Source organism: Bacteroides sp. 3_1_23 (genome assembly GCF_000162555.1).
Taxonomy (GTDB): Bacteria; Bacteroidota; Bacteroidia; order Bacteroidales; family Bacteroidaceae; genus Bacteroides; species Bacteroides ovatus.
Genome location: NZ_GG774960.1, coordinates 49,835 through 72,159 on the forward strand (window position 1 = coordinate 49,835; position 22,325 = coordinate 72,159).

Annotated in this window: 11 protein-coding genes; 1 reads left to right on the top strand and 10 read right to left on the bottom strand. The window is 43.9% G+C overall.

Translation table 11 applies throughout. The features are described 5' to 3' along the window. Window positions 1-4 precede the first annotated feature (4 nt). The 8 genes from HMPREF9010_RS00635 to HMPREF9010_RS00600 all read right to left on the bottom strand — a co-directional run bounded on the left by HMPREF9010_RS00635 (window position 5) and on the right by HMPREF9010_RS00600 (window position 18,154). Window positions 5-5,587 carry a carboxypeptidase-like regulatory domain-containing protein gene (locus HMPREF9010_RS00635; protein ID WP_008651879.1) on the bottom strand — a complete coding sequence of 1,861 codons (5,583 nt, stop codon included), beginning with the start codon at window positions 5,585-5,587 and terminating at the stop codon, window positions 5-7. Window positions 5,588-5,977: 390 nt separating this feature from the next. Next, the gene (locus HMPREF9010_RS00630; RefSeq protein WP_004307082.1) at window positions 5,978-6,865 is read right to left on the bottom strand and encodes a carbohydrate kinase family protein; all 888 of its coding nucleotides are present in this window, start codon (window positions 6,863-6,865) and stop codon (window positions 5,978-5,980) included. A 35-nt stretch (window positions 6,866-6,900) separates the two neighbouring features. Next, a complete protein-coding gene (locus tag HMPREF9010_RS00625) occupies window positions 6,901-8,070 on the bottom strand; it encodes an MFS transporter (protein WP_008651882.1) in 1,170 nt (389 codons plus the stop codon). A gap of 296 nt (window positions 8,071-8,366) precedes the next feature. Further along, window positions 8,367-10,202, bottom strand: coding sequence for a DUF4980 domain-containing protein (locus HMPREF9010_RS00620; RefSeq protein WP_008651883.1), 1,836 nt, complete (start codon window positions 10,200-10,202; stop codon window positions 8,367-8,369). Between the two features lie 100 nt (window positions 10,203-10,302). Continuing rightward, entirely contained in the window at window positions 10,303-11,871 is a 1,569-nt protein-coding gene (locus tag HMPREF9010_RS00615; RefSeq protein ID WP_008651885.1) for a glycoside hydrolase domain-containing protein, read from the bottom strand. A 17-nt stretch (window positions 11,872-11,888) separates the two neighbouring features. After that, complete coding sequence (locus HMPREF9010_RS00610) at window positions 11,889-13,274, bottom strand: DUF4960 domain-containing protein (RefSeq protein ID WP_008651887.1); 1,386 nt, start codon at window positions 13,272-13,274, stop codon at window positions 11,889-11,891. Window positions 13,275-13,300: 26 nt separating this feature from the next. Continuing rightward, a complete protein-coding gene (locus HMPREF9010_RS00605; protein ID WP_008651889.1) occupies window positions 13,301-15,013 on the bottom strand; it encodes a RagB/SusD family nutrient uptake outer membrane protein in 1,713 nt (570 codons plus the stop codon). Window positions 15,014-15,040: 27 nt separating this feature from the next. After that, complete coding sequence (locus HMPREF9010_RS00600) at window positions 15,041-18,154, bottom strand: SusC/RagA family TonB-linked outer membrane protein (RefSeq protein WP_032853002.1); 3,114 nt, start codon at window positions 18,152-18,154, stop codon at window positions 15,041-15,043. 318 nt (window positions 18,155-18,472) lie between these two features. Here HMPREF9010_RS00600 and HMPREF9010_RS00595 point away from each other — a divergent pair, with 318 nt between their 5' ends. Beyond that, window positions 18,473-19,345 (top strand): aldose 1-epimerase family protein, encoded by an 873-nt coding sequence (locus tag HMPREF9010_RS00595; protein ID WP_008651893.1) that lies wholly within the window; start codon window positions 18,473-18,475, stop codon window positions 19,343-19,345. A gap of 72 nt (window positions 19,346-19,417) precedes the next feature. Here HMPREF9010_RS00595 and HMPREF9010_RS00590 read toward each other — a convergent pair whose 3' ends face one another. Further along, on the bottom strand, window positions 19,418-21,298 hold the full coding sequence (locus HMPREF9010_RS00590) for a DUF4980 domain-containing protein (protein ID WP_008651896.1): 1,881 nt from the start codon (window positions 21,296-21,298) through the stop codon (window positions 19,418-19,420). A gap of 140 nt (window positions 21,299-21,438) precedes the next feature. Next, window positions 21,439-22,212 carry a class I SAM-dependent methyltransferase gene (locus tag HMPREF9010_RS00585; protein ID WP_008651898.1) on the bottom strand — a complete coding sequence of 258 codons (774 nt, stop codon included), beginning with the start codon at window positions 22,210-22,212 and terminating at the stop codon, window positions 21,439-21,441. Between the last annotated feature and the right edge of the window lie 113 nt (window positions 22,213-22,325).

The window sequence follows — 22,325 nt, forward strand, 5'->3', positions numbered from 1 at the left end:
CGCTTCAATCATTCCCTTTCTTTCGTATATCTTTTGTATTTCTTTCTGTAATCCAAATTTCTCTCCCCGCATTATTTGCATTCACCACCGGGAAATACATCAGTTCCACTTTCACAGGGTTCAGTGTGTATTTTCCAGTAAAACGTGGAAGCAAAGGAACCGTAAACTGATAAGTACCTACCGGTAATTTTTCGCTAAAGATAACAGTTTTCTCTTTAAAATACTCACGATACACTTCAGAACGGGAGAAATTAACAGGTTTTGAGGCATAACTACAACCTGCCGGAACAGGAACTTCAAGCATCACGTATTGCGCACCCTCCTGTTTCACCTGCAAGGTAACTGTCAATGTAACAGGTACACCCGCCACCAAAGAATCTTCGTCCAAAGTCGCCTCCACCTTGAAAGCATCACTCTGACGAGCATCCATCACACGCTTCATTGAATAGACACTATACAATAAAGGCTCTTTTCCCGTTTTTGAAATAAGCAGACTGTCGCCTGCTGTCAGCCGGGTATGGTAAGGAAAATCCGTAATCCGTTGGTGATCCTTACCGCTCACAGATACCGATATTCCTGACATCCCTCCGGAATCTGCCAGCAAATCGGTCAGAACAGTTGCCACAGCCGAAGAAGCCTGGTACGTATTCCATCCGCGCTCCTTAGTCCGCAGAATATACAACTGCATATTTTCTTTCAACTTCCACAGAGAAGAGTCATTTTTAATAATCCGGTAGGCTATCAATGTATTTATCAGCTGATTTCCCTCCCAATAATAAGTACGCCGTCCGTCGTCACAGTAAACACCTCCGAGCAGATCCTTTTTCAGATAAGGACGTACACTATCACCCACATTCACCGAATCCACCTGTTGCTTGATTTCCCAGAGAAGCAGTTTCTCTTTCAGGTAGGAAAGAGGACGATAATACTTGTTTCTGCCAGCCAATGAGTCTTCTTTCTGTTCCAGTTGCCGGACGAAAGGTTCCAATAATCTGACTGCCGAAGAATAATCCGCCTCCACTTTCCACTCATGAAGAGCATGAAGTATTTCTATATCTTCCAGTTTCATTCCTCGATAAGGACGCGTATGAGCATACTCCACTTTCAAACCATTCAGATTCAACTCCACAGGATAACCTGCATCTTGCGCCATCTTCAAAGCCCGCAGAATATGTGCAGACATCCAGAAAGAAGTATTTTCAGAGTTCCCCCACCACGACCATAACTGATGTTTGTTCTGATGATTCGTCAGTCGATGGATAATAGATCGGATCGCTTTGTCTACTTTCACCTTTTCCCCCTTACTCTGCATATACTGTTGGTAAGCCAGCAGACCGATCAACTTGGATGCCAGCTGCTCATTGCACAAATATTTGTATCCTGTCAGATAATTCACCGATTCTTTATAGATATCCAACTGATTATCGGTGATACTCACTATCACTTCTTCATCCTCGCCGGATTGCACTTTGACCGTCTTTGCATCGGACAGAATCCCCAATGTACCCTGTGCCAATTCAGTTCCCTGTGGTAGTATCGGAATCGTATATTCCTCTCCATCCTGATAGCCATCGTCGCGAGTGAAAAGATAGCTGATGGTCACGCTATCGGCATGAGCTGCCTGCATCGGCACTGTTTCATGAAATCCCTCCGTGAAACTCACTTCCTGCCGTTTCAATGTATCCGTTCCGACGCAGAACTGTGTTTTTCCGGCTATGTGCTGCCCATCCAGATAATTGCGGATAGTCCCGACCACCGTACTCTGATCCCCCTCCACCAAGAAGCGGGGAGTTTTCAACTCCGCCATCAACGGTTTGTAAGAGCGGACGGAACGTCGGAAAGTACCCGTCTGCAAACGACGGTTCATACCATAAACGACAGTCTCCCATTTCGTTACGTTATCAGGGAAAGTTGTTTCAAACTGTACCGTTCCGGTTTTATCCGTAAACAAACGAGGTTGCCAGAAAGCCACATCCGAAAAATTCCGACGCAAGCCGTTCAATTGCATAAGTTCATTATACAACTGTTCGTTATCCGCTTCTTCTTTCGCTTCCCGATCCTGCTCCTCCAATTTCTCCAAAGGTGCGGTTGCAGCAGCAGAAGAAGAACCAGTCATTAGTCCGGCAACGGATCCCGTCAACGAATATCTTGAACGCGTGCCGTATCCTACAACGACCACTTCCTCCAGCGTCTGACTATTTTCTTCCAAAGTAACCAACAGATTGGCTCCGGGAGTTGCTCTCATCTCCTGCTGTTTAAAGCCGACATAGCTAAACAAGAGCTGCTCCCCTCCCCTGTCACAATCCATTTCAAAATATCCGTCCATGTCGGTGATCGTTCCCTCCGTCGTTCCTTTCACCACCACGCTACACCCGATTAAAGGCTCTCCGGTAGCATCCGTCACATAACCGGAGACTTTACCGCCATAATTGCGTACATACTGCCTGATCCTCATTTCCCTGTGACCAAGAAAGTTTGTACCGATCCTGCCAATTCCTCTTCCCAGCAAGAGCCACCCAGATGACAACGAATCACGTTCATGTAGAGGCAGAGACTCCATATCTACATCCAGATAGGTATATGATTGTATCTTCAGAGCATCCTGTTTCAGATACTTTCCATTGTTATAAAGTAAAATCGCATCATACGTTCCGGCAGGAAATTTGGAGTATATCCTGTTCATCTGCACCAAGGTATCCGGATAAACCAGTTCTCCGGTAGTGCAGTCTTTAAAGAGCAAATTAGCCACTCCGGTAGAATCTTTTTCTTCCGGAAGCCGGAAATTCAGCGTCTTATCCGGTAGGGAGAAATAAATCCGGGTAGGATGCCAACTCTTCCCCTTGCGAAGTTCTGCCACCAGACTACGGAATCTTTCCGGTGATAAGTGGTAATCATTCAAAGTCGGAATCTTTGCCACAGACGAAAAATTCAAATAAGCCGGACACAGTTCCTCATCCTTATATTTATAAACCACATTGCCCTCGAATTCATAAGAGAAACCTCCCTCATGCCGATACAACACACCATTCATATATTTCCAAGGTCCCGGCTCCACAGGACCTGCCAATATCTTTTTCTTGTAGCGCGACAGCTCCATGAGTGAAACCGGAAACTGCTTTCCATTATGTTCGAGCGAAGTATATACCGCCCCATCCATCACCGGAAGACGGCAAAGATACCGTTCATAACGCTTCTTCTCTTCCGAAGTAAATTTATACTCATCATATTTCCCTTTCTTCTGCCGCAACCAGACTACTTCCACTCCTTGCGGCAACTGATTCATATCGAAACTCAAAATCGTTTTCTTGCCCCGGTCGAAAGCCAGAGAATCAATGATGAAAGCCCTGTCGTGCATTCGCAACGTTATCTTCTGCTTTCCCGAAGGATGCAATACAGGAAAAGAATACTGCTTGGGCTGTTCCGTCCACGAAAAATAGCAGGGAACATCGTTCTGCTCAATCACATAGATATTCACCGCCCGTCCGTTCAGCATCACATAAGGAGCAAACTGGGTGGTTCCATCCGGTGTGTCAACCGTCTGACGGAACAGCTTTCCCGCAGGATAAGCAAACTGATAATAAGGCAACTTATCCAAATGAAGCAACTGGTTCCAATGCTGATAATCCAATGTGGCCGTATGCAGATACTCTTTTTGCTTCATTGAGTAGGAAGCACGTTGCTCGCGCGGACGGGGTGCACTCCCGTAATAGGGTAAATCGGGTACGTGATAATCCAGCTGGCTGTTGACCGCAAAAGCTGTCAGATCGACATTGGATACCGGACGCCCTTGTATATTGGTCACGTTCAGTTTTGTTTTCACTTTCTGACCGGGATACACTCGTTCCGGCAAATCAGATTCAATCACCAGCCGTTCGGAGGGTGAAGTGTACGAGCGTTTCAACATACATTCCTTATTCCCCATGAAATAAAATACTTCTACGTAATAGACGGAAGAGGGATCGATCTCTCCGGATTTGTGTTCCATCTCTTTTCCCGAACCTTTCTGCAACAGGCGGTTGCCTTGATACACATACCAGGAAAGCTCCAGCTGCAAAGGATTGGAAAGGGAGACACAGAACGAATCTTTTTCTATGCCGCCATTCAGTTCCAGTTTGGAGTCAAGTGCGGCGGAAGCAATCGTCGTTTCATATCCTGTTTCCGGTATTTTGAAACGATAGTCCGTCACTGCCTGATTGAACGGTTCGCGATAGGGCAAACGCACTTTCTTCACTTCTTTCTTTTCACCATAGGTCAGTTCGGCTGCCACAGGACGTTCCACTCCCAGATCGAAGAATGAAAAGCAAATGGTATCCGCCTGCGTGGTGCACTGCATATCATAGCACGAATAGTAGAAAGTCGCTTTGCTCTGCTGCTCCAAACGGTTATTGTCTGCCGTAAGCAAAACTACATTCACTGCATAGAAGCAATCGGAAGCTCCGAATATCCGAGCAGGAATATCTACCGAGGCTTTCCCGGAAGCATCCAGTTCCGCCTGCACGGACATCAGTGTATCGGGCAAAGAAAGTATCTGCGCATACGACTTCAGTACCTGCTGTCTGCCCACAGTCACTTCTACATTCACCTCCCGCAAAGGAAGTCCGTTGGCATCCGTTGCACTGATATCCATGCGGTTACTCTGCGGTGTATATTGCACATTCGAAGCCAGCTTCACCAACAACTTGTTTCCGTTCAGTTCGTAGTCTTCATATTTGAAATTGGTGGAGGCTACGATGCGTCCCCGCTTATCGCGAAGCTGTACAGTATATCTCTGATCGAGCTTCAGATTCAATGAATCCGCCAACAGGAATTCTCCGGCGAAGCCTCCCGGATGGTAAGGGACGACGGACATTATCTTCTTATAGTCACGCCAGGAAGAACCGACACGCATCCACAATGAAAGTTCCTGTTTCAAAGGGCGTTTATGTTCGGAGAGAGCATAAGACTTGAAACGGACAGTTTCGCCCGGTCTGTATTTATTCTTGTCAGTAATCAGGTAACTATAAAACTCCGGTGCATCTTGCCGGTCATAATCATTTTTATACCAGGGTGGTACAAGGTGTTTCCTCAAATCGAATACCGCACGAAACTTATCCACTTCAACCGTCAAAATGTGCTGTTCTTTCTGGGACCAGTTATCGTCAGTATATGTCTGACTGTCTTCATCGTAATAAACAACCTTGCTGCCTACCCGCACTTTGGCATCTTTCCTGATTGTTCCCCCGGCATCAACCACCTGCAAGGTAAGTACACCATACTCCTTGAAAAGGAAAACATGAAAAGGAATCACCGGAGCATAACGGTAATGAACTTCGTTCCGCTCTACATCAGCCAGCAGAAAATGCCCTTTGACCGGAGGGTTGTTCCAAGTTTCCGTGAAACGGGCAAAAGGAGTCTGCTGTATTTTTTTCCACTGTTTCTGTCGGAGTTTGCCTTTGAGAAGTTTCAAGGCCTCTTTGTTGGTCAGTTCGAAAACGATCGTTTCGGAAGAGGCATCGTCCCAGAGCATCGGTTGTCCGAATGCTCCATTGGCAAAAAGCAGGACTCCCAATAACAACAGGCTCTTTAGCTGGCATAGCATTGTGTTCATAGTATTCGATAAATAAATAGATTGAGAACAAAAATAGAAAATAAAACTGTGAGTATGCTATAAATCACCCGATTATTCGCAATCTTATCCTCTGAAAAAAAGTAAAAATAGTCCCCATACTTACCCAGGAAACCATTAACAAACGTATAAAGCGTGATACAAACACTTAATTGATGTTATAAAACATCTCTTTTTATTTGGATTATTTGCAAAGTTGACAGAATTCCGTATCTTTGCAATGTGTTTTTCATAGTATTAGATTTAAGGTTAACAAAGGTTGGAGCAAGGCGTTGCTCCTTTTTTTATGCCTGTACGTTTCGTACGTACAAAAAACAAGAGGTACACCCCACGAAATGAAATATACCTCTATGCTTACTATCAATAAAAGAATTACATCAGTCTATCTTTCAAAACCTGCGGAAGTTCGGGCATCGCACCTCTCTGTGTGCAGACATAAGCAGAAACCTCAACAGCCAGCTTATGCGCTTCGGGCACCGGTTTTCCATTGAGAATGGAGGCACAGAAAGCAGCTGTAAAAGAATCGCCTGCGCCCACTGTGTCGGCAACCGGTACTTTGGGCGTCTCCTGGAAAGAGACAACGCCCGGTGTGAACACATAGCTGCCATTGATGCCGCAAGTGAGAATCAACATCTTCAGGTTGTATTTTGCCAACAGAATCCAGCATTTATCCTGCAAATCAATGCCGGGATAACCAAACATACGGCTGATAGTCACCAGCTCTTCGTCGTTTATCTTCAGGACGTTGCAACGGTGGAACGATTCGCGCAGTACCTCTTTAGAGTAGAAATCCTGGCGGAGATTGATATCAAATATCTTGAGCTGTCCGTCTATATCGGGCATCGTATCCAGAAAGCGATTGATAGTGGCACGGCTCACTTCATTACGTTGAGCCAGCGAACCGAAGCAAACAGCACGTGTGCTCAAGGCCAGACGTTTCAGCTCATCCGTAAAGGGAATGTTGTCCCACGCCACGCCCTCTTTGATTTCGTAACAAGGCACGCCCTCGTCATCGAGCGTCACCTGCACCGTACCGGTAGGATAATCGACCTGTTCAATCTGCATCTTCAACTTCTTCTCGTTGAATACTTTCAGAATTTCTTCTCCCAGTTCATCCCTACCTACGGCACTCACTACACGACTGTCAAAACCAAACTGTGATACATGATAGGCAAAGTTTGCCGGAGCACCACCGATTTTCTTTCCTTCGGGCAACACATCCCAAAGTGCTTCGCCCATTCCTACAATTATATTATTCATGATATACTGGTTTTATTGTTTCCAAAGTTATAAAATTATTTTCTGATACGGAACGTATAATACAAGAGATAAAGCACGCCCACCGTCATTACGGTGATAGCACCATTCTGTCCCATGGAAGTATCCGAAGCCACTCCCATTGCCAACGGAAACACCGTCCCACCGAAAAGTCCCATAATCATCAAGCCGGAAACTTCGTTTTTCTTACCCGGCAGATAAAGCAATGCCTGCGAGAAGATAACGGAAAATACATTAGAGTTGCCGAAACCAATCAAAGCGATGCAAGCATAGATAATTGCCTTTTCATGGAAGATAAACAAACCGATCATGGCAATCAACATCATCACCACACTAATGCCGAAGAAAGATTTCGGAGACATCTTACGCAAGATGAAAGAACCCAGAAAGCAACCTGCCGTACGGAAAATAAAATAAAGACTGGTTGCAAAAGCAGCATCATCCAATCCCATGCCGATGCGCTCCATCAAAATCTTCGGGGCGGTAGTATTCGTACCTACGTCAATGCCGACATGACACATGATGCCAATGAAACAAAGCAGAATAAACGGTTTGCCAAGCAGGGCGATACATTGTCCGAAAGTAGACGGTTTGCCCTCTTCTTTTTCCTCTTCAATCTGTGTGACATTGAGCAGAAGAATAGCAATGACAGCTACAATCATATAAATAGGGAACAGGATGCGCCAGCCTAGATCGAAAGTCGGAATGGCCTGTGTCGCTCCCCACATGGCGATGTAAGGTGCCAGAAAAGAAGCTATGGCTTTCACAAACTGACCGAAAGTCAGACTACTTGCCAGGCGGTCGCCACGCACGATATTGGAAAGTAACGGATTCAAAGAAGTCTGCATCAACGCATTTCCGATGCCCAGGAGGGAGAAAGAAATCAGCATCAGCATATAGCTGTCGCCGAAAACGGGTAGCAACAGAGAAGCGAAAGTCACAATCAAACTAAGCAATACTGTTTTCTTCTGACCAATGCGGCTCATCAGCATGCCGGTGGGTACGGAGAAAATCAGGAACCAGAAGAATACCAGTGATGGAAAGATATTCGCCTGTGAGTCCGACAGACCAAGATCTGCCTTTACGTAATTGGAGGCAATGCCTACCAGGTCAACGAATCCCATGGCGAAGAAGCAAAGCATCACCGGGATTAGTTTGGAGAGGGAAGAGTTTTTACTGTTTTCCATTATTTTATCTTTTATATGATGAATTCTGTTTCCATAGGGCGGAGCACATAACCCTATGGCAATGTATGCATCAGTCCTTTATATAGTTGATGTATCTCCCGTTCCTTGTTACTTTAAAGCTACGGTCTTGTTGGGTTACCACGGCCGTGACGAACTAACAGAACCGTGGCTTTGAAGAAAGTGTCTCCGCACTTTAGTAGAACTCTTCCACTAGGACAGACGTACTCTTCCATAAGGAAAGAAGTATTCTACTCTAAAGAAACGAGAAAAGAGCGCATAGAGTAAGAAGAATGAGCTTATTTCTTCAACTTATAGATCACAAACGATTCTACTTTATACGCTCCTCCTTTACTGTAAAAGTCGATATGAGTGTAAGGTTCCGACGGGAATACCTGATTAGTCATCACAAAACGTCCGCCATCACCAAAGGCTTCCACACTGGATTTATCGACAAAGAGACGGAGTTTCAATTCGTCTTTTCCACTTTCAATGGTCGTCCAGGTCAACATTGGGAAGTTCTCATTGAAACCTACATCTCCGCTCTTGCGGCGGTCCATCGAGAATTTCTTTTCTTTCATGTCATATTGCATATCCACTTCTTCGCCTTTGTCATTGTAGAGACGGAAGCCGATTACATCCGCATGTTGATTTTCGATAGTCAGTTCTATTTCGTATGCACCCTCATTGCCGGCAATCATGTCTTTGATGGTACGTGTTCCGTTCACTTTGAACGAGCGTTTCTTGGAGATGTCACGCAGTTTCAGCAGTTCGGGAGAGGGAGCCGACTGAAGATAAGTTTCGCCATCTACGGTGAATAGGCTCAAATCGCGAGGAACAGAGTTCGGACTACGGTATTGAGAGGTAGGAACATCGTTTGCATATTGCCAATTGCTCATCCATGCGATAGCGATGCGACGGTTGTCGGGAGCATCGCTCCAAGTCACGGTAGCATAATGGTCTTTCCCCCAGTCCATCCATTTGGTTTTAGAGGGTGATTCGTTTACAAATTCTTTTCCGTTGAATGTTCCGACAAAGTATTGAGTGGCCGAGTCACCGAAAGGACCGTCGCCCAAGCTGCAAAGTAATACCCATTTCTTTTCATTCGTTCCCTCTACCGGAAGTTCGAACAAGTCGGGACACTCCCAAACGTTTCCGTGAGCACCCTGTCCTTTGCCGAAGCTACTTTCGAATGTCCAGTCTTTCAGGTTGGGAGAAGAGAAGAATTGCATCTCCTGCCCTACTGCCAATGTCATAATCCAGCGTTGAGTGCCTTCATACCAGAAGACTTTCGGGTCGCGGAAGTCGCGTGCTTCGGATACTAGTACGGGATTGTTTTCATATTTAGTAAAAGAGCGTCCGTTGTCGGTGCTGTAAGCGATACTCTGCACTTGGCGGTCGCCATTTTGGGTATAAATAGCGATGATGGCGCCAGCACCGAAGCCAGCAGTGTTTTTGGAATCCACCACAGCCGAACCACTGAAGATGGTTCCGAATGCATCCGGCGCAATGGCTACGGGACGATGTTCCCAGTTGATGAGGTCTTTGCTGATGGCATGTCCCCAGTTCATATTGCCCCATTTGGAACCGTATGGGTTGTATTGATAGAACAGGTGGTATTCTCCGTCTTTATATACCATTCCGTTGGGGTCGTTCATCCATCCGTAGAGAGGTGAGAAGTGGTAGGTGGGACGGAACTTTTCTCGATTACTGGTGTCGAACGTGTCGGACAACTTCATTTCCTTGCAACAAGCCGTGTTATCCGGTGAAAGGTTGACACGAATCGGGTCGTTCGAATTCATTTTAAACTTGAAAGAGATTTGTTTGCCGGAATAAGCCGAAAGGTCTACCGGGACAAAGTAATCGACTTTATGGATGGCCAGGCGGACATCGAAGTTATCCACTTCCTTATTATCGACAATCATGCGGATACGCACGTCGGGAGATGCATCTTCTACGGGCAACAACAGATATTTCTGATTAGTGTTGACACGTACAAGGCAATGTCCTTCTCCTAAATCTTTTATTAATAGAGGAGAGTTATCCGCGCGAGCGGATAGGGAGATATTCATCACAATCATGCAAAGTAAAACCGCGAAGGTTTGAATTTGTTTGGAAGAGAGTTTTAAATTCATGCTTTATGGTATTAAGGTTGTTACAGTGCAAAGATAGGCGCTCCGGAATGAAGCGCCTGTCACTTTTGTTTCAAACACTGTAAAAGATGTTACTTTTCTATTAATATGTGCTCACCTGAATGTTTGATACGGTGATTTCACCTTTATAACAGCAGAGTGACCATGGATTCTTCTGCATCTGGTAGATACGGTTTGTGAAAGATAACTGGTCGTTGATGTAAGTCACACAAACCGACTGGTCACTGTAAATTGTCACACGGTATTCGTTATCGGCTGGGATGTTGAATTTGTTATCAAACAGATATTTGGCATCATCGCCGTCTTTCTCGAAGTTAGCTTTGCCTTCATCAGCGTTGACATGGATACTGTACCATGATTTGGAGTCCGTCCCACGAACGAAAGAGATTCCAAAACGATCTGTATTCGAGGATGCCTTTACGGTAAAGGAAATCTTGTTATGTACTTTCAGTCGGTTGAAAATGACAGAAGCACCTTCGGCCAACGTATATGTCTTACCGCTTTCTGTTACATTTCCTTCTTTAGCCATTACTTTCACTTCTTGGGCAGAAGTGTATTTACGGTCGATTGCATCGGGAACTCCGAGCGTCAACGTACCGTCTTCGTGCTGAATCAAGCGTTGTGCCACCAGATTGCCTGCCCATTCGGGTTCTACCTCACCTACGTTTCCGTTATCATTGCCGGCACGTGTGGGACACCAGCCCCAGATGTAACGGTTCGTTCCGTCGGAAGCAGTCTTGCCTGCGTAGAATGCACGACTGTCCAGCATACCTTCGCGACTGTCCGGCCATATTCCGGCGTCATTGGCAGTAGTTGCCTTTAAATCTTCCAGCGTTCTGCCTTTGAAGTATTGCACTTTGCGCATAAAAGAAGCCTGTTCGGAGTAAATTAAATACCACCAGTCTCCCATCTTGAATACGTCCGGACATTCGTAGAAACGATCCCACATCATGGTCATAAATGTTCCGGCAGATTCCCACTCTTTCAAGTCGGTAGAGGTAAATTCGGCAATGTGCCCTTTTCCGTTTTTACGAGTAGCGATCAACATGTGATAAACACCGTCTTCGGTCTGAAACAGGAACGGGTCGCGGAAGTCATTCTTATCATAGCCGTAAGTATCTCCTTTCAGGTAAAAAGTACGGTTTTTAGTCCATGTTTTGAAGTCAGGTGAAGTAGCTACCATCACGACTTGTGCATTCTGGTCGGAAGAGGGTTTGAACTTATTACCGGTATAGAATGTGTAATAGAGTTTATCAGCCGGATTGTAGATTGTACCTCCTGTACCGATTGCCGCATCCTGTTCATCGCGGGCTCCGCAGGGAATCAGTTCGCCAAGGGATTCATAAGTGGCACCGTCTTTGGTTGCCACCCCGAAAATGGGGTGGTAAGTAGCTTCGGGGTTCGGACGGTAATCTTGCAGATACATCACTTTAAAATCCTTGGCAACCGGATCATAAAATGGCATCGGGTCACCGATAAAGCCTACCTGCGGTTTGTAATACATGGAGAAGCCGTGTTCGTCGGTCGATTGGAAATAAGTGGCTGTACCATCCCAGTCTTTCTGGGTCAATACGGGGTCCATCTCATCACTGCAAGCGGTCATTGAGGCCAACAGCGTGGTTAATGCTATATGTAAGATCATATTTTTCATAATTATCGCTTATTCTTTTATTTACATAAGTAGTTGATTGCATTCAGAGTCATTTGCTCTACGTTGTAGTGGTAGTAGTCGGCAGAAGCGTCTACTCCTTTACCATACCAGTCGTAACAACCGGAACCGATGCAGATCGTACGTCCACTATTGGAGCGCGGCTCGAATTCGGCAATGACTACCGCACCATCACCTCCACGTGCCAGATCGATTCCTCCTGTCAGGTTGCGCCATTCGTTCAAGTCGGCATAACCTCCCCAGTCTGTTCCGATATGCCATTGTGCTGTACTATTAGTCATCGCATAACCAGCCTCACAGGTATATACTGTTGATTTGTCTCCATCTTTCCATCTTAAATCCTGGAACAACGGATGCGATTCATTGCCGGTAATCGGGAAGCTCCAGGGATTAGACACTATTTCGGGTGAGTCTTCATTTCCTCCCCAACTATTGTTCGGCACACGTTCATCTTTTGCAATGCTAAGGTCCTTAATATAGAAAGTTGCGTAGCGGGTCAACAGAAGGTTACCACCATTCTGATAATAGACTTTAAACTTCTCTACGGCTGCTTTTGCATCGTCCGGCAAAGGAGGATTGTCGCCATTATCTGCGTGGAAGTGCCACCAGATTGCGGTATATTTACCTAAATCAACTTTTCCATCTACTATATCTTTGAACGAGATATATTCGGACATTGATATATTATCCATCATCCATTGGGCAGCGGCTTTTTCTTCAGGACTTGTCAGCTGGCTCACAGAAGAAGCTGTACCGACAAAGGCAGTCGGAATCACATTTCCTTGAGTGACTGTCACTACATAAGGAGTAACTGCCGAACGGTAAGTTGCCGTATAGGTAACAGGATTTGTAAAGTCCTGGATACTTCCGGATGCCGGAGTCACAGTGGCTCCATCTGATACGGCAAATGTACCTTTCAACTGGGTGATGTCCACCGTCAGCGGCACAACCACGGATATCGTTTTGGATAACTGATCTACTTTACCCACATAAGTATCATTCAGCTTGAAGGTCAGAATCTTCGCTTCATCTCTCTTCACGGTAATCGTGTAGCTCATTTGTACATCACCATTCTTCACTGTCAAAGATACGGGAAGAGAAAAGTCGATGGTCTCACCGATAGCGATGCTAGCCGTAGCTCCTTCGGAAAGATTCATTTCTGTGACTGCCATCCGGGTTACGTCATAATCGTAAGGAACTCCTACTACGATTGTTTTATTCTGATAATCGATCGTTCCCGCGTATGCATCCAGCTTGATAGCGTTCACCCATACATCTCCGTCCAGACGAAGATTGGATTTGAAGTCATCACTACATCCCGTGGCTGTCAGACATGCTACAGTCACCAACAGGATTATATAAAGTTGTTTTATGATTGATTTCATGTTATTCTTTGTTTTAAGATTGATGGTTACCAACCGAAATTCTGTGTATAATTTCCGTTACTAGCACTGATCTGTTCGAATGGAACAGGGAGGTATTCGTTCTTATTTTCTGTGAAACCTGCATTCTTGTAGACAGAGCAACGGGATGCTTCGGTTACATAATAAGCATTGATGACGTCTTTGGCTTCTCCCCATCTTACGAGGTCGAAGAAACGTGAGCTTTCCATTCCAAACTCTACACGACGTTCCCATTTCAGCATTTTCATTGCTTCGTCCTGTGCATAGGCTTTCAGTTCATAAGGGGTTACTTTGAAGTTTACTCCGTACTCTTCTTTGTAATTGAAAATCAGCATGGTACTTCCGGCTGCACGGCTGCGTACATCATTGATAAGTGAGATAGCGTCAGCGATACGTCCATCGTTCAACTGTATCAAGGCTTCGGCACGCATCAGCAATACGTCTGCATAACGGATGACAATATGGTTCAGAGAACTTGCCCAATAAGAACCTTTCTTCAAACAGTCACAATCCGGGTCTACATTCTCTTTGAGAGAAACATAATATCCGTAAAGTCCCTTGCTACGGCTCCAGTCATCATTCTTCTGAATCATGTAGCCTTCGTTGTATTTATAAGGGAAGCCCGGCATACCTACCGTGTGGAATAAACGGGGGTCTACATTGTCTGACGTAACCTCGTAGTTCTCATTATCATAAGTGCTGAACAGCGGTTTTCCCTGCGAATCAGTTTTGAAAGCATTCACCAGATTCTGGCTCGGCTTGTGGAAATCACAGCAACCGAGTATCTGCGGAGTTGTCAATCCCATTCCCCAGTTCAGGTTACCGTTGTAGGTTCCGTCGTTGATAGAATACTGAATGGCCCATACAGATTCTGAACCATTTTCGTATTGCGGCAGGAAGTTCATGCTATAATCAGTTTCCAGTCCGTAACCGGCTTTGGCCATGATAAGGGGATCGGTATATTTCACCACCTGTTTCAAGTCTTCTTCGTTGATGCCGGTAAGGTTGTTGTTCACTCCGTCTTGACGGTAAGCCTTATACAGGTAGGTCTTTGCCAGATAAGCGGCAGCGGCAGCCTGGGTAGGACGTCCTTTTTCCATTTGTATCTCCGGCAGATTATCGTAAGCAAACTGGAAGTCGTCTGCTATCTTTTGCCATTGTTCATTATTGGTATAAGTGGTATTCGAAAGCTCGTTGTAAGCATCCGGGTCCATGTTTTCATCGTTCACGATAACAATCTTCTTGAACAGTTGCTTCAACATAAAGTGAGCATGACCGCGCAAGAATCTCATTTCAGCAATGCGCTGGTTCTTCAGCGGATAAGTTTTTTCATCCATCAGGTCGAGTGACTGTAAGGCTGTGTTGGCACGAGTGATACATTGATACAGTCTTTTCCATATATCGTTGATGTTCCAGTCTGTAGTGTTGATACCTTTGGAAATCTCCAGTGCGTTGAACACACCACCGTCTTCTGTTCCGGAACCACCTTTATAACAATCGTCGGAACGTACATCATAATTCCAAAGAGAGAAAGAAGAGTTGATATCGTCACCTGTCGCCCAAATGGCGTAGGCTGAAATCACGAGGTTGTCCACGTATTCGGGAGAAGCGATCTGATCTCCGGTCACAATGCCCTGCGGAACCTGACGATCCAAGAAATCGTCACAACTGCTTGTCAGCAAGGTAAATCCGATGGTTGCTATATATAATATCTTTTTCATAATCGTTCGTTTTATAAATGAGGTGAATTAAAATCCGATGTTAAGTCCGAATGTGATATTCACAGGGATCGGATAAGAGAAGTTCGGATTCTCCGGATCTTCTCCTGTAAAGTCCTTACTTTTGATAGTCAGCAGGTTTTGTGCACTGCAATAGAAACGCAAGCGTTCCATTCTCAACTTCTTGGAGATGACTGCCGGAACTGTATATCCTAATTGGATATTGCGCAGTTTCAGGAAAGAACCGTTTTCTACAAAATAAGTGGAGACGCGCTGTTCATTGTTTGTATCGCTACGAGTCAATGCCGGGATATTGGAATTCGGATTGGTAGGCGACCAGGCATTAAGCAAACGGGTTCCTTTGTTCAGGAAGCCGACATTGGCTGCACTCCAGAAATCGCTTTTCTTCTTCACGTCACTAATAATATCCACTCCCTGCACGCCTTGCCAGAACATAGTCAGATCGAAGTTCTTATATTCCAGATAGATATTCAAGCCGTAGCTGAAAGAAGGAGTAGGATCGTAAATCCATTCCTGGTCTTTTTCATCAATCACACCGTTGTGGTCGATGTCACGATAGCGAATACGGCCGACAGCTGCTCCTTCCTGGGTAGCATGATTGTCAACTTCTTCCTGTGATTTGAAAATACCATCGGCAATGTAACCCACTTGTGCATTGTAAGTATGTCCGACTACACTCTTTACTCCATTACCACCAAACTTTCCATTAGCAGCCACCGTCTCCGGTAATTCAAGAATTTCATTCCGGTAGGTGGAGATGTTTCCGTTCAGGTCGTAAGTCAGTCCGAAAGCAGTCTTGTTACGATAACCCAGATTGAATTCAAAGCCTTGGTTTTTCATCGCACCCGAATTAATCCAACGGCTGCCACCTTCTCCCAATACTCCTACACCGGCCATTTCGGTCAGGATGTCGGTTGTTTTCTTATAATAGTATTCCAATGAACCATAGAGGGATTGTTTGAACAGGCTGAAGTCGATACCGACATTGGTCTGTGTGGTTGTCTCCCACTTGATATTATCATTTCCGATCTGGTTACGTTTGAATCCGGAAGGTAGAGTGCTGCCTCCATTGGAACCGGTAATATCGTATGCCGTACCGTAGCTCTGACCTCCGAAGGAATCTGTTGTACCATAGTTAGGCGCGTAAATCGTGTAACGGGCAAGGTTGGAGATTTCCTGATTACCGGTCTGTCCCCATGAAGCACGCAGTTTCAAATCGTCCAGCCAAGTCAACTCTTTCATAAAGTTTTCCTGCGTGATGCGCCATCCCAAAGATACGGAAGGGAAAGTAGCGTAACGATGATTTTTACCGAAGCGGGAAGAACCGTCACGACGAATAGTCAATGAAAGCAGATATCTGTCAGCATAAGAATAGTTCATTTTACCGAAGAAAGAGACAAGTGAATAACCTTCACCGGCACCGTAAGCCTGTGCCGCACCACTACCTGCATCGGGCCACATATAATCCGGGGTAAGGATAGAGAAGTCTTCTTTATATCCGGAGAAATGGCTGTCATCTTCACGGTTCAACTCCATACCTGCCATCACGTCTCCACGATGTTTGCCTATCTCCAACTGATAAGTGGCAATGGCATTCCACATCCATTTGGTCCAGTGTTCCTGTTTGGCTTCTACTGCGCTCTTGCCGTTGTTGGTCTGTGTCCCTTCCTGATAAGGATAAGTGAAGTAACGGGCTTGTTTGTTAGCATAGTCCAGACCGAAAGTAGACCGTACATTCAATCCTTTGAAAAGGCTTAAATTCACATAAGCATCACCGAACATACGCCAGTACGTGTATCGATTGTCTTTATTGTATTCGAGTACGGCACGAGGATTACGACGGTCCGGCCATCCTCCTACCGGTCCTCCCCATGAACCATCCGAAGCATAAACGGGAATGGCGGAAGGAATATCCAAAGCAGTTTCGATAATTCCGCCGGGAGCTTGCACTTCCGAAGTACGGTTTAATGTGAAATGCTGACCGATAGTCAATATATCATCAATTAATTTATAATCGCTGTTCATACGGGCCGAGAAACGGTCAAAGTCCGTATCTTTAATAACGCCCAGGTTTTTATAGTAGCCCAATGAGAAGAAGGAAGAACCTTTTTCCGAACCGTTACTGACAGACAGATTGTATTGCTGGATAACACCTGTACGGGTGATTTCATCAAACCAGTCGGTATCTGCCACAGGCATTGTATTCTTCGAATCCAGATATTTGGAAAGACTCATACCATATAATACCGGATTTCCATCGGCATTGTATCCCCAGTTGTAGTTATATCCCAAAGCATTACCATTCGGATTCTCGCCATCATTTACATAGGCCTGCCACATGGCACGTCCGTACTGTTCCGTATTGAGCACATCCATCTTGCTTTGGTACATGGAGGCAGAAACCGAAGCGTCAAAGTTTACTTTGATTTGTCCTTTTTTGCCTTGTTTGGTAGTAATGATGATAACGCCATTTGCGGCACGCGAGCCATAGATAGAAGCCGAAGCTGCATCTTTCAGCACTTGAATGGATTCAATGTCATTGCCATTCAATTCGTGCATACCAGCTTTGGTAGGAACACCGTCGATGATATAAAGCGGGTCGTTGTTGTTCAACGTACCGATACCACGAATACGCACGGTAGCCGATCCGCTCGGATTACCATCGGCAGTAATGTTCATGCCGGGAACACGTCCTTGAAGGGCTTTCACCGGATTGTTCTCACCTTGTTTCTGAATTTCATCTACTTTTACTACGGAAACAGCACCGGTCAAGTCAGCTTTTCGCTGGGTAGTATAGCCTGTTACAACAACTTCATCTACCATTTGAGTGTCTTCTTCCAATAGTACATTAACGATTGTAGCCGATTTTACGGTCACCGGTTTATAACCAATATACGTAATCTTTAAAGTAGAGTTAGCCGGAACCGAAAGGGTGAAATTACCATCTAAATCAGTAATTGTTCCATTAGTAGTAGCTGAAGCTTCAACAACAGAGGCACCGATAACCGGCTGTCCATCCGTTTTAGAAGTAACGTTTCCCTTCACCGTTATGTTTTGTCCCCAAAGGACTGACATGAAAGTAAACAGGAAACAAACGCTGCAAAGAAGTTTTTTGTTCTTCATAATACTAAGCATTAGTTTGATGTTATTAAATTAAAAGTACGAATTTTATCTTTATCGATGATGCAAATTACGGTTGATTTATATCAATCGACTGAAAGAAATGTTTCAAAGGCTGTAACATTTGTTGCATAGAACGCTATTTTATAGGGTTTTATACATTATTTTTCTCATCACAAGAATTATGAAGAAGATATTCTCTAGTCAGTGCGGAAAATATTACCTTTGCGTAGTAATATAAGCTTTTAAAAAGTAGTTATTATTAAAACGATTAATAAAAAAAGTCAGTTACCGATTGTAACCAACTGAAAATTGAACGATATGAAAACAATCTCCAACGAACAACTTACCATTCAAGTATCTCCTCATGGAGCTGAACTTTGCAGTATCTTTGCCAATGGAAAAGAATATCTGTGGCAAGCGGATCCTGCTTTTTGGAAACGTCACTCTCCTATCCTATTCCCTATTGTCGGAAGTGTATGGGAAAATGAATATCGCAATGAAGGGATTCCTTATACGCTTACCCAACATGGATTTGCCCGTGACATGGAATTTACGCTTGTTGCTGAAAAAGAGGATGAAGTGCGCTACCGTCTTGTCAGTAATGAAGAGACTTTGCAGAAATATCCGTTTCCATTCTGTCTGGAAATAGGTTATCGTATTCAGGGAAAACAAATTGAGGTTATGTGGGAAGTGACAAATACCGGTGATAAAGAAATGTATTTTCAAATTGGAGCACATCCCGCTTTCTACTGGCCGGAGTTTGATGCAAACAGTTTAGAAAGAGGGTTCTTCGGATTCGACAGGAAAGACGGTTTGAAGTATATTCTTATTTCTGAAAAGGGATGCGCTGATCCTTCTGTTGAGTATTCCTTAGAGATGACAGACGGATTGTTACCATTGGATACTCATACTTTTGATAAAGATGCTTTGATCCTGGAAAATGAACAGGTTCGCAAAGTTACCTTATATAATAAGGAGAAACGGGCTTATTTAAGTTTACACTTTAATGCTCCGGTAGTCGGCCTTTGGTCGCCACCTGCAAAGAATGCTCCTTTTGTCTGCATCGAGCCTTGGTATGGACGTTGCGACCGTGCACACTATACTGGTGAATATAAAGATAAGGACTGGATGCAATATTTGCAACCAAGTGAGATATTCCAAGGAGGATACACGATTGAAATTAATGAGTAATCAATAAAAGTAGCTGCCAGATTTCACATCTGACAGCTACCAACACCTAATTCTAATCTACAAAAACCTAACTTATAAACCTAACCGATACACATTGAATGAATTGACATTAAACGTACCTCCCTTGCTATAAAACCACATACGGTTGTATGGTTCCGACGGAAAAATGAGATTGGTCATTGCTATCTTTCCTCCGTTCAGGAATATTTCTACAGAACATTTATCAACAAAAATATCCAAAGCATATTTATTTTCTTTCTTTATCGGTGCCCAGGTAGCTAATGCGAAATCATCGATATAATTGATGGAAGTCGTCTTTCTGCGGTCATGTGCTTCTATTTCATGAGGTACGCTGTTCTTTCCGAAGTCTACGATACCGCTTTTCGTTCGGTCCATTACCAGTTTCTTTTCCGGAAGATTGAAATAGATGTCCACCTTTTCACCTTTATCATTAAAGAGACTGAATCCCATAATTTCTGCTTCGCCGGTAGTAATCTCCAATGCTAATTCATAAGCTCCGTCATTATCAGCCAATAAAGAATCAATATGATAATCATTCACAACCGTAAATGCAGCAATCTCTTTACTTTCTTTTCGTAAAGCTTTTATCTCTGTTACCGGAGCTGCCGAAAGATAAACTTCACCGTCTTGTGTATAAAGCCCCAATTCACGTGGCAATGCATTGGCACTACGGAACTGTTTTGTCGGAACGATATTGCAATATTGCCAGTTACTCATCCAAGGTACAGCAATCACACGGTCACCGGTATTCGAGAAACAAATGGTGGCATAGTGATCTTTGCCCCAATCCAACCATTTCGTGACATTTGGCTGATTGTCACAAATAAATTCCGTTCCATCAAAGTCTCCTACAAAATATTGAGTTGCGCTACCACCAAAATAGCACCCCGGATTTACATTCACTATCAACGCCCATTTCTTGTGGTTCGTATCTCCATTTACCGGAAGTTCCACCATATCCGGACATTCAAACTGACAAGGTTGAACTCCGTACCCTTCTCCGAAACTGCTCATATAATTCCAGTCTTTCAAATTCTTAGAATCATAGAAACGCATTTCTTTATCAGCAGAAACAATCATCACCCATTTATCTTCCGGTTCATATCGGAAAACTTTCGGGTCACGGAAATCTTTCAAACCACCAGAAGAACGCAGAATGGGGTTCTTCTCATATTTAGTAAATGTCCGCCCGTTATCCTTGCTAAAAGCAAGACATTGTATCTGCCCGTTTTTGTCACTGGCAGAAGTATAAAAAGCCAGAATACTCCCTGCTCCGTAACCGGCTACATTCTCCTGATCGACAATCGAGCTACCCGAAAAGATATGTCCCAATGTGTCACGGGCAATAGCTGGTTCCAGATGTTCCCAATGCATTAGGTCTTTGCTGACAGAATGTCCCCAATGCATATTTCCCCATTTGGAACCATAAGGGTTATATTGAAAATACAAATGATATTCTCCATCTTTATACACCAGCCCGTTAGCATCATTCATCCAGCCATAAAGGGGAGTATGATGATAAACAGGACGAAACTTTTCTGTATTGGTAGTATCAAATGTATCAGATAATTTGATTTCTTTCCAGCAAAGTGCGTCTTTTGATTTATTACGGACACGTATGGTTACATTCCTCGTTCCGCCAGGCAAAGCAAAGGGAACAAAATAATCCACTTGATTCTGTGCCAAACGAATATCCATATCGGTATCGGCAGCTTCTCCTGTATGGAGGAGAACCTGACTTTCCGGTGCTTCCTCTTCTATAGGAAGCAATATATAATTAGTCGGATTGGTGATATGGATGACAGTCAAGCTATCACCTTGCTGTTCCAAGGTCAATTTGCTTTTAGTCGTATGGCAATAAGTCAGTCCATAAGAGACTGTTAATGCAAGCGCTACACCTTTACATAGTTTCATCCAGGGGGTTGTTTTCATGGCAACAAAGTATTCCTAGTTTATACAATCTTTAATCTAAAAATAGACGAAGGCAAAGATAGGGGATATCTTCACCTTCGTCTATAAACTTTGTTTCAAGAGGTATCAATTTTGATACATCTATCTATTCATGTTCTACCTCAATACGGACAATCGGACTTGTACTGACAGACAAATACTTGTTTTCCCGAATTATCATTAAATACTTCTTCTTCAAATCCTCCATACTTATGTATAATATCAAAACCACTCCATTCCAAATATGAATCTAATTCTTGAGGAAAAAACATTCTCATATCCAAGTTCTGAATAGAATTGAATTCACCATTGATAAAATAATGCCATTCTATACGATTTATCTGAGTTTTACTTTCATATCGCATGGTCTGCTTTATCAATACTTCTCTACCATCGTCAGTGGTATATGCAGCTATTTCCTTCGGTTCTTTTTCACCTTCAACTATATATTGAATATTCGGATTAAAGCAATCTAACAGAAATAAACCTCCTTCTTTGAGATGATTTTTAACGACATTAAATGCCCTAAACAAATCTTCATTCTTATATAAATGATGGATTGAATTAAATGGAATAAAGACAAGATCGTATTTGTCCTGCAAATTTAAAGTTCTAATATCTGCCTCAATAAACCTTATTTCTAATCCTGCTTCAGAAGCCTTGACCTTCGCTTGGTCAAGCATTGAAGACGTATAATCAACGCCACTAATATTATATCCATCCTTTGCAATTGGAAGAGTAAGCCTGCCTGTTCCACAACAAAGTTCAAGTATTCGGGCATCCTTACTTTTGGGTAACCACCGCTTATAAAAATGCAAATCAGCCAGATCGGTATTCATCCCATCATAAATATTTGCATCATAAATTAAATCGCCAACTTGATAATTACTATTCATTCATGTCCTCCAATCTCTTTTTATTTTCACTCTACTCGAAACCAATATCCTTTGCATCCGGCCTCAAATGACCAGTAACTCCTCAATCAGCCCTAAGAGTTACTGGTCGTTCG

Excerpts from the sequence above, each read along its gene's own strand:
- HMPREF9010_RS00610 (WP_008651887.1), bottom strand. The coding sequence starts at position 13,274 with ATGAAATCAATCATAAAACAACTTTATATAATCCTGTTGGTGACTGTA.
- HMPREF9010_RS00590 (WP_008651896.1), bottom strand. The coding sequence starts at position 21,298 with ATGAAAACAACCCCCTGGATGAAACTATGTAAAGGTGTAGCGCTTGCA.
- HMPREF9010_RS00625 (WP_008651882.1), bottom strand. The coding sequence starts at position 8,070 with ATGGAAAACAGTAAAAACTCTTCCCTCTCCAAACTAATCCCGGTGATG.
- HMPREF9010_RS00615 (WP_008651885.1), bottom strand. The coding sequence starts at position 11,871 with ATGAAAAATATGATCTTACATATAGCATTAACCACGCTGTTGGCCTCA.
- HMPREF9010_RS00605 (WP_008651889.1), bottom strand. The coding sequence starts at position 15,013 with ATGAAAAAGATATTATATATAGCAACCATCGGATTTACCTTGCTGACA.
- HMPREF9010_RS00600 (WP_032853002.1), bottom strand. The coding sequence starts at position 18,154 with ATGAAGAACAAAAAACTTCTTTGCAGCGTTTGTTTCCTGTTTACTTTC.
- HMPREF9010_RS00635 (WP_008651879.1), bottom strand. The coding sequence starts at position 5,587 with ATGAACACAATGCTATGCCAGCTAAAGAGCCTGTTGTTATTGGGAGTC.
- HMPREF9010_RS00630 (WP_004307082.1), bottom strand. The coding sequence starts at position 6,865 with ATGAATAATATAATTGTAGGAATGGGCGAAGCACTTTGGGATGTGTTG.
- HMPREF9010_RS00595 (WP_008651893.1), top strand. The coding sequence starts at position 18,473 with ATGAAAACAATCTCCAACGAACAACTTACCATTCAAGTATCTCCTCAT.
- HMPREF9010_RS00620 (WP_008651883.1), bottom strand. The coding sequence starts at position 10,202 with ATGAATTTAAAACTCTCTTCCAAACAAATTCAAACCTTCGCGGTTTTA.
- HMPREF9010_RS00585 (WP_008651898.1), bottom strand. The coding sequence starts at position 22,212 with ATGAATAGTAATTATCAAGTTGGCGATTTAATTTATGATGCAAATATT.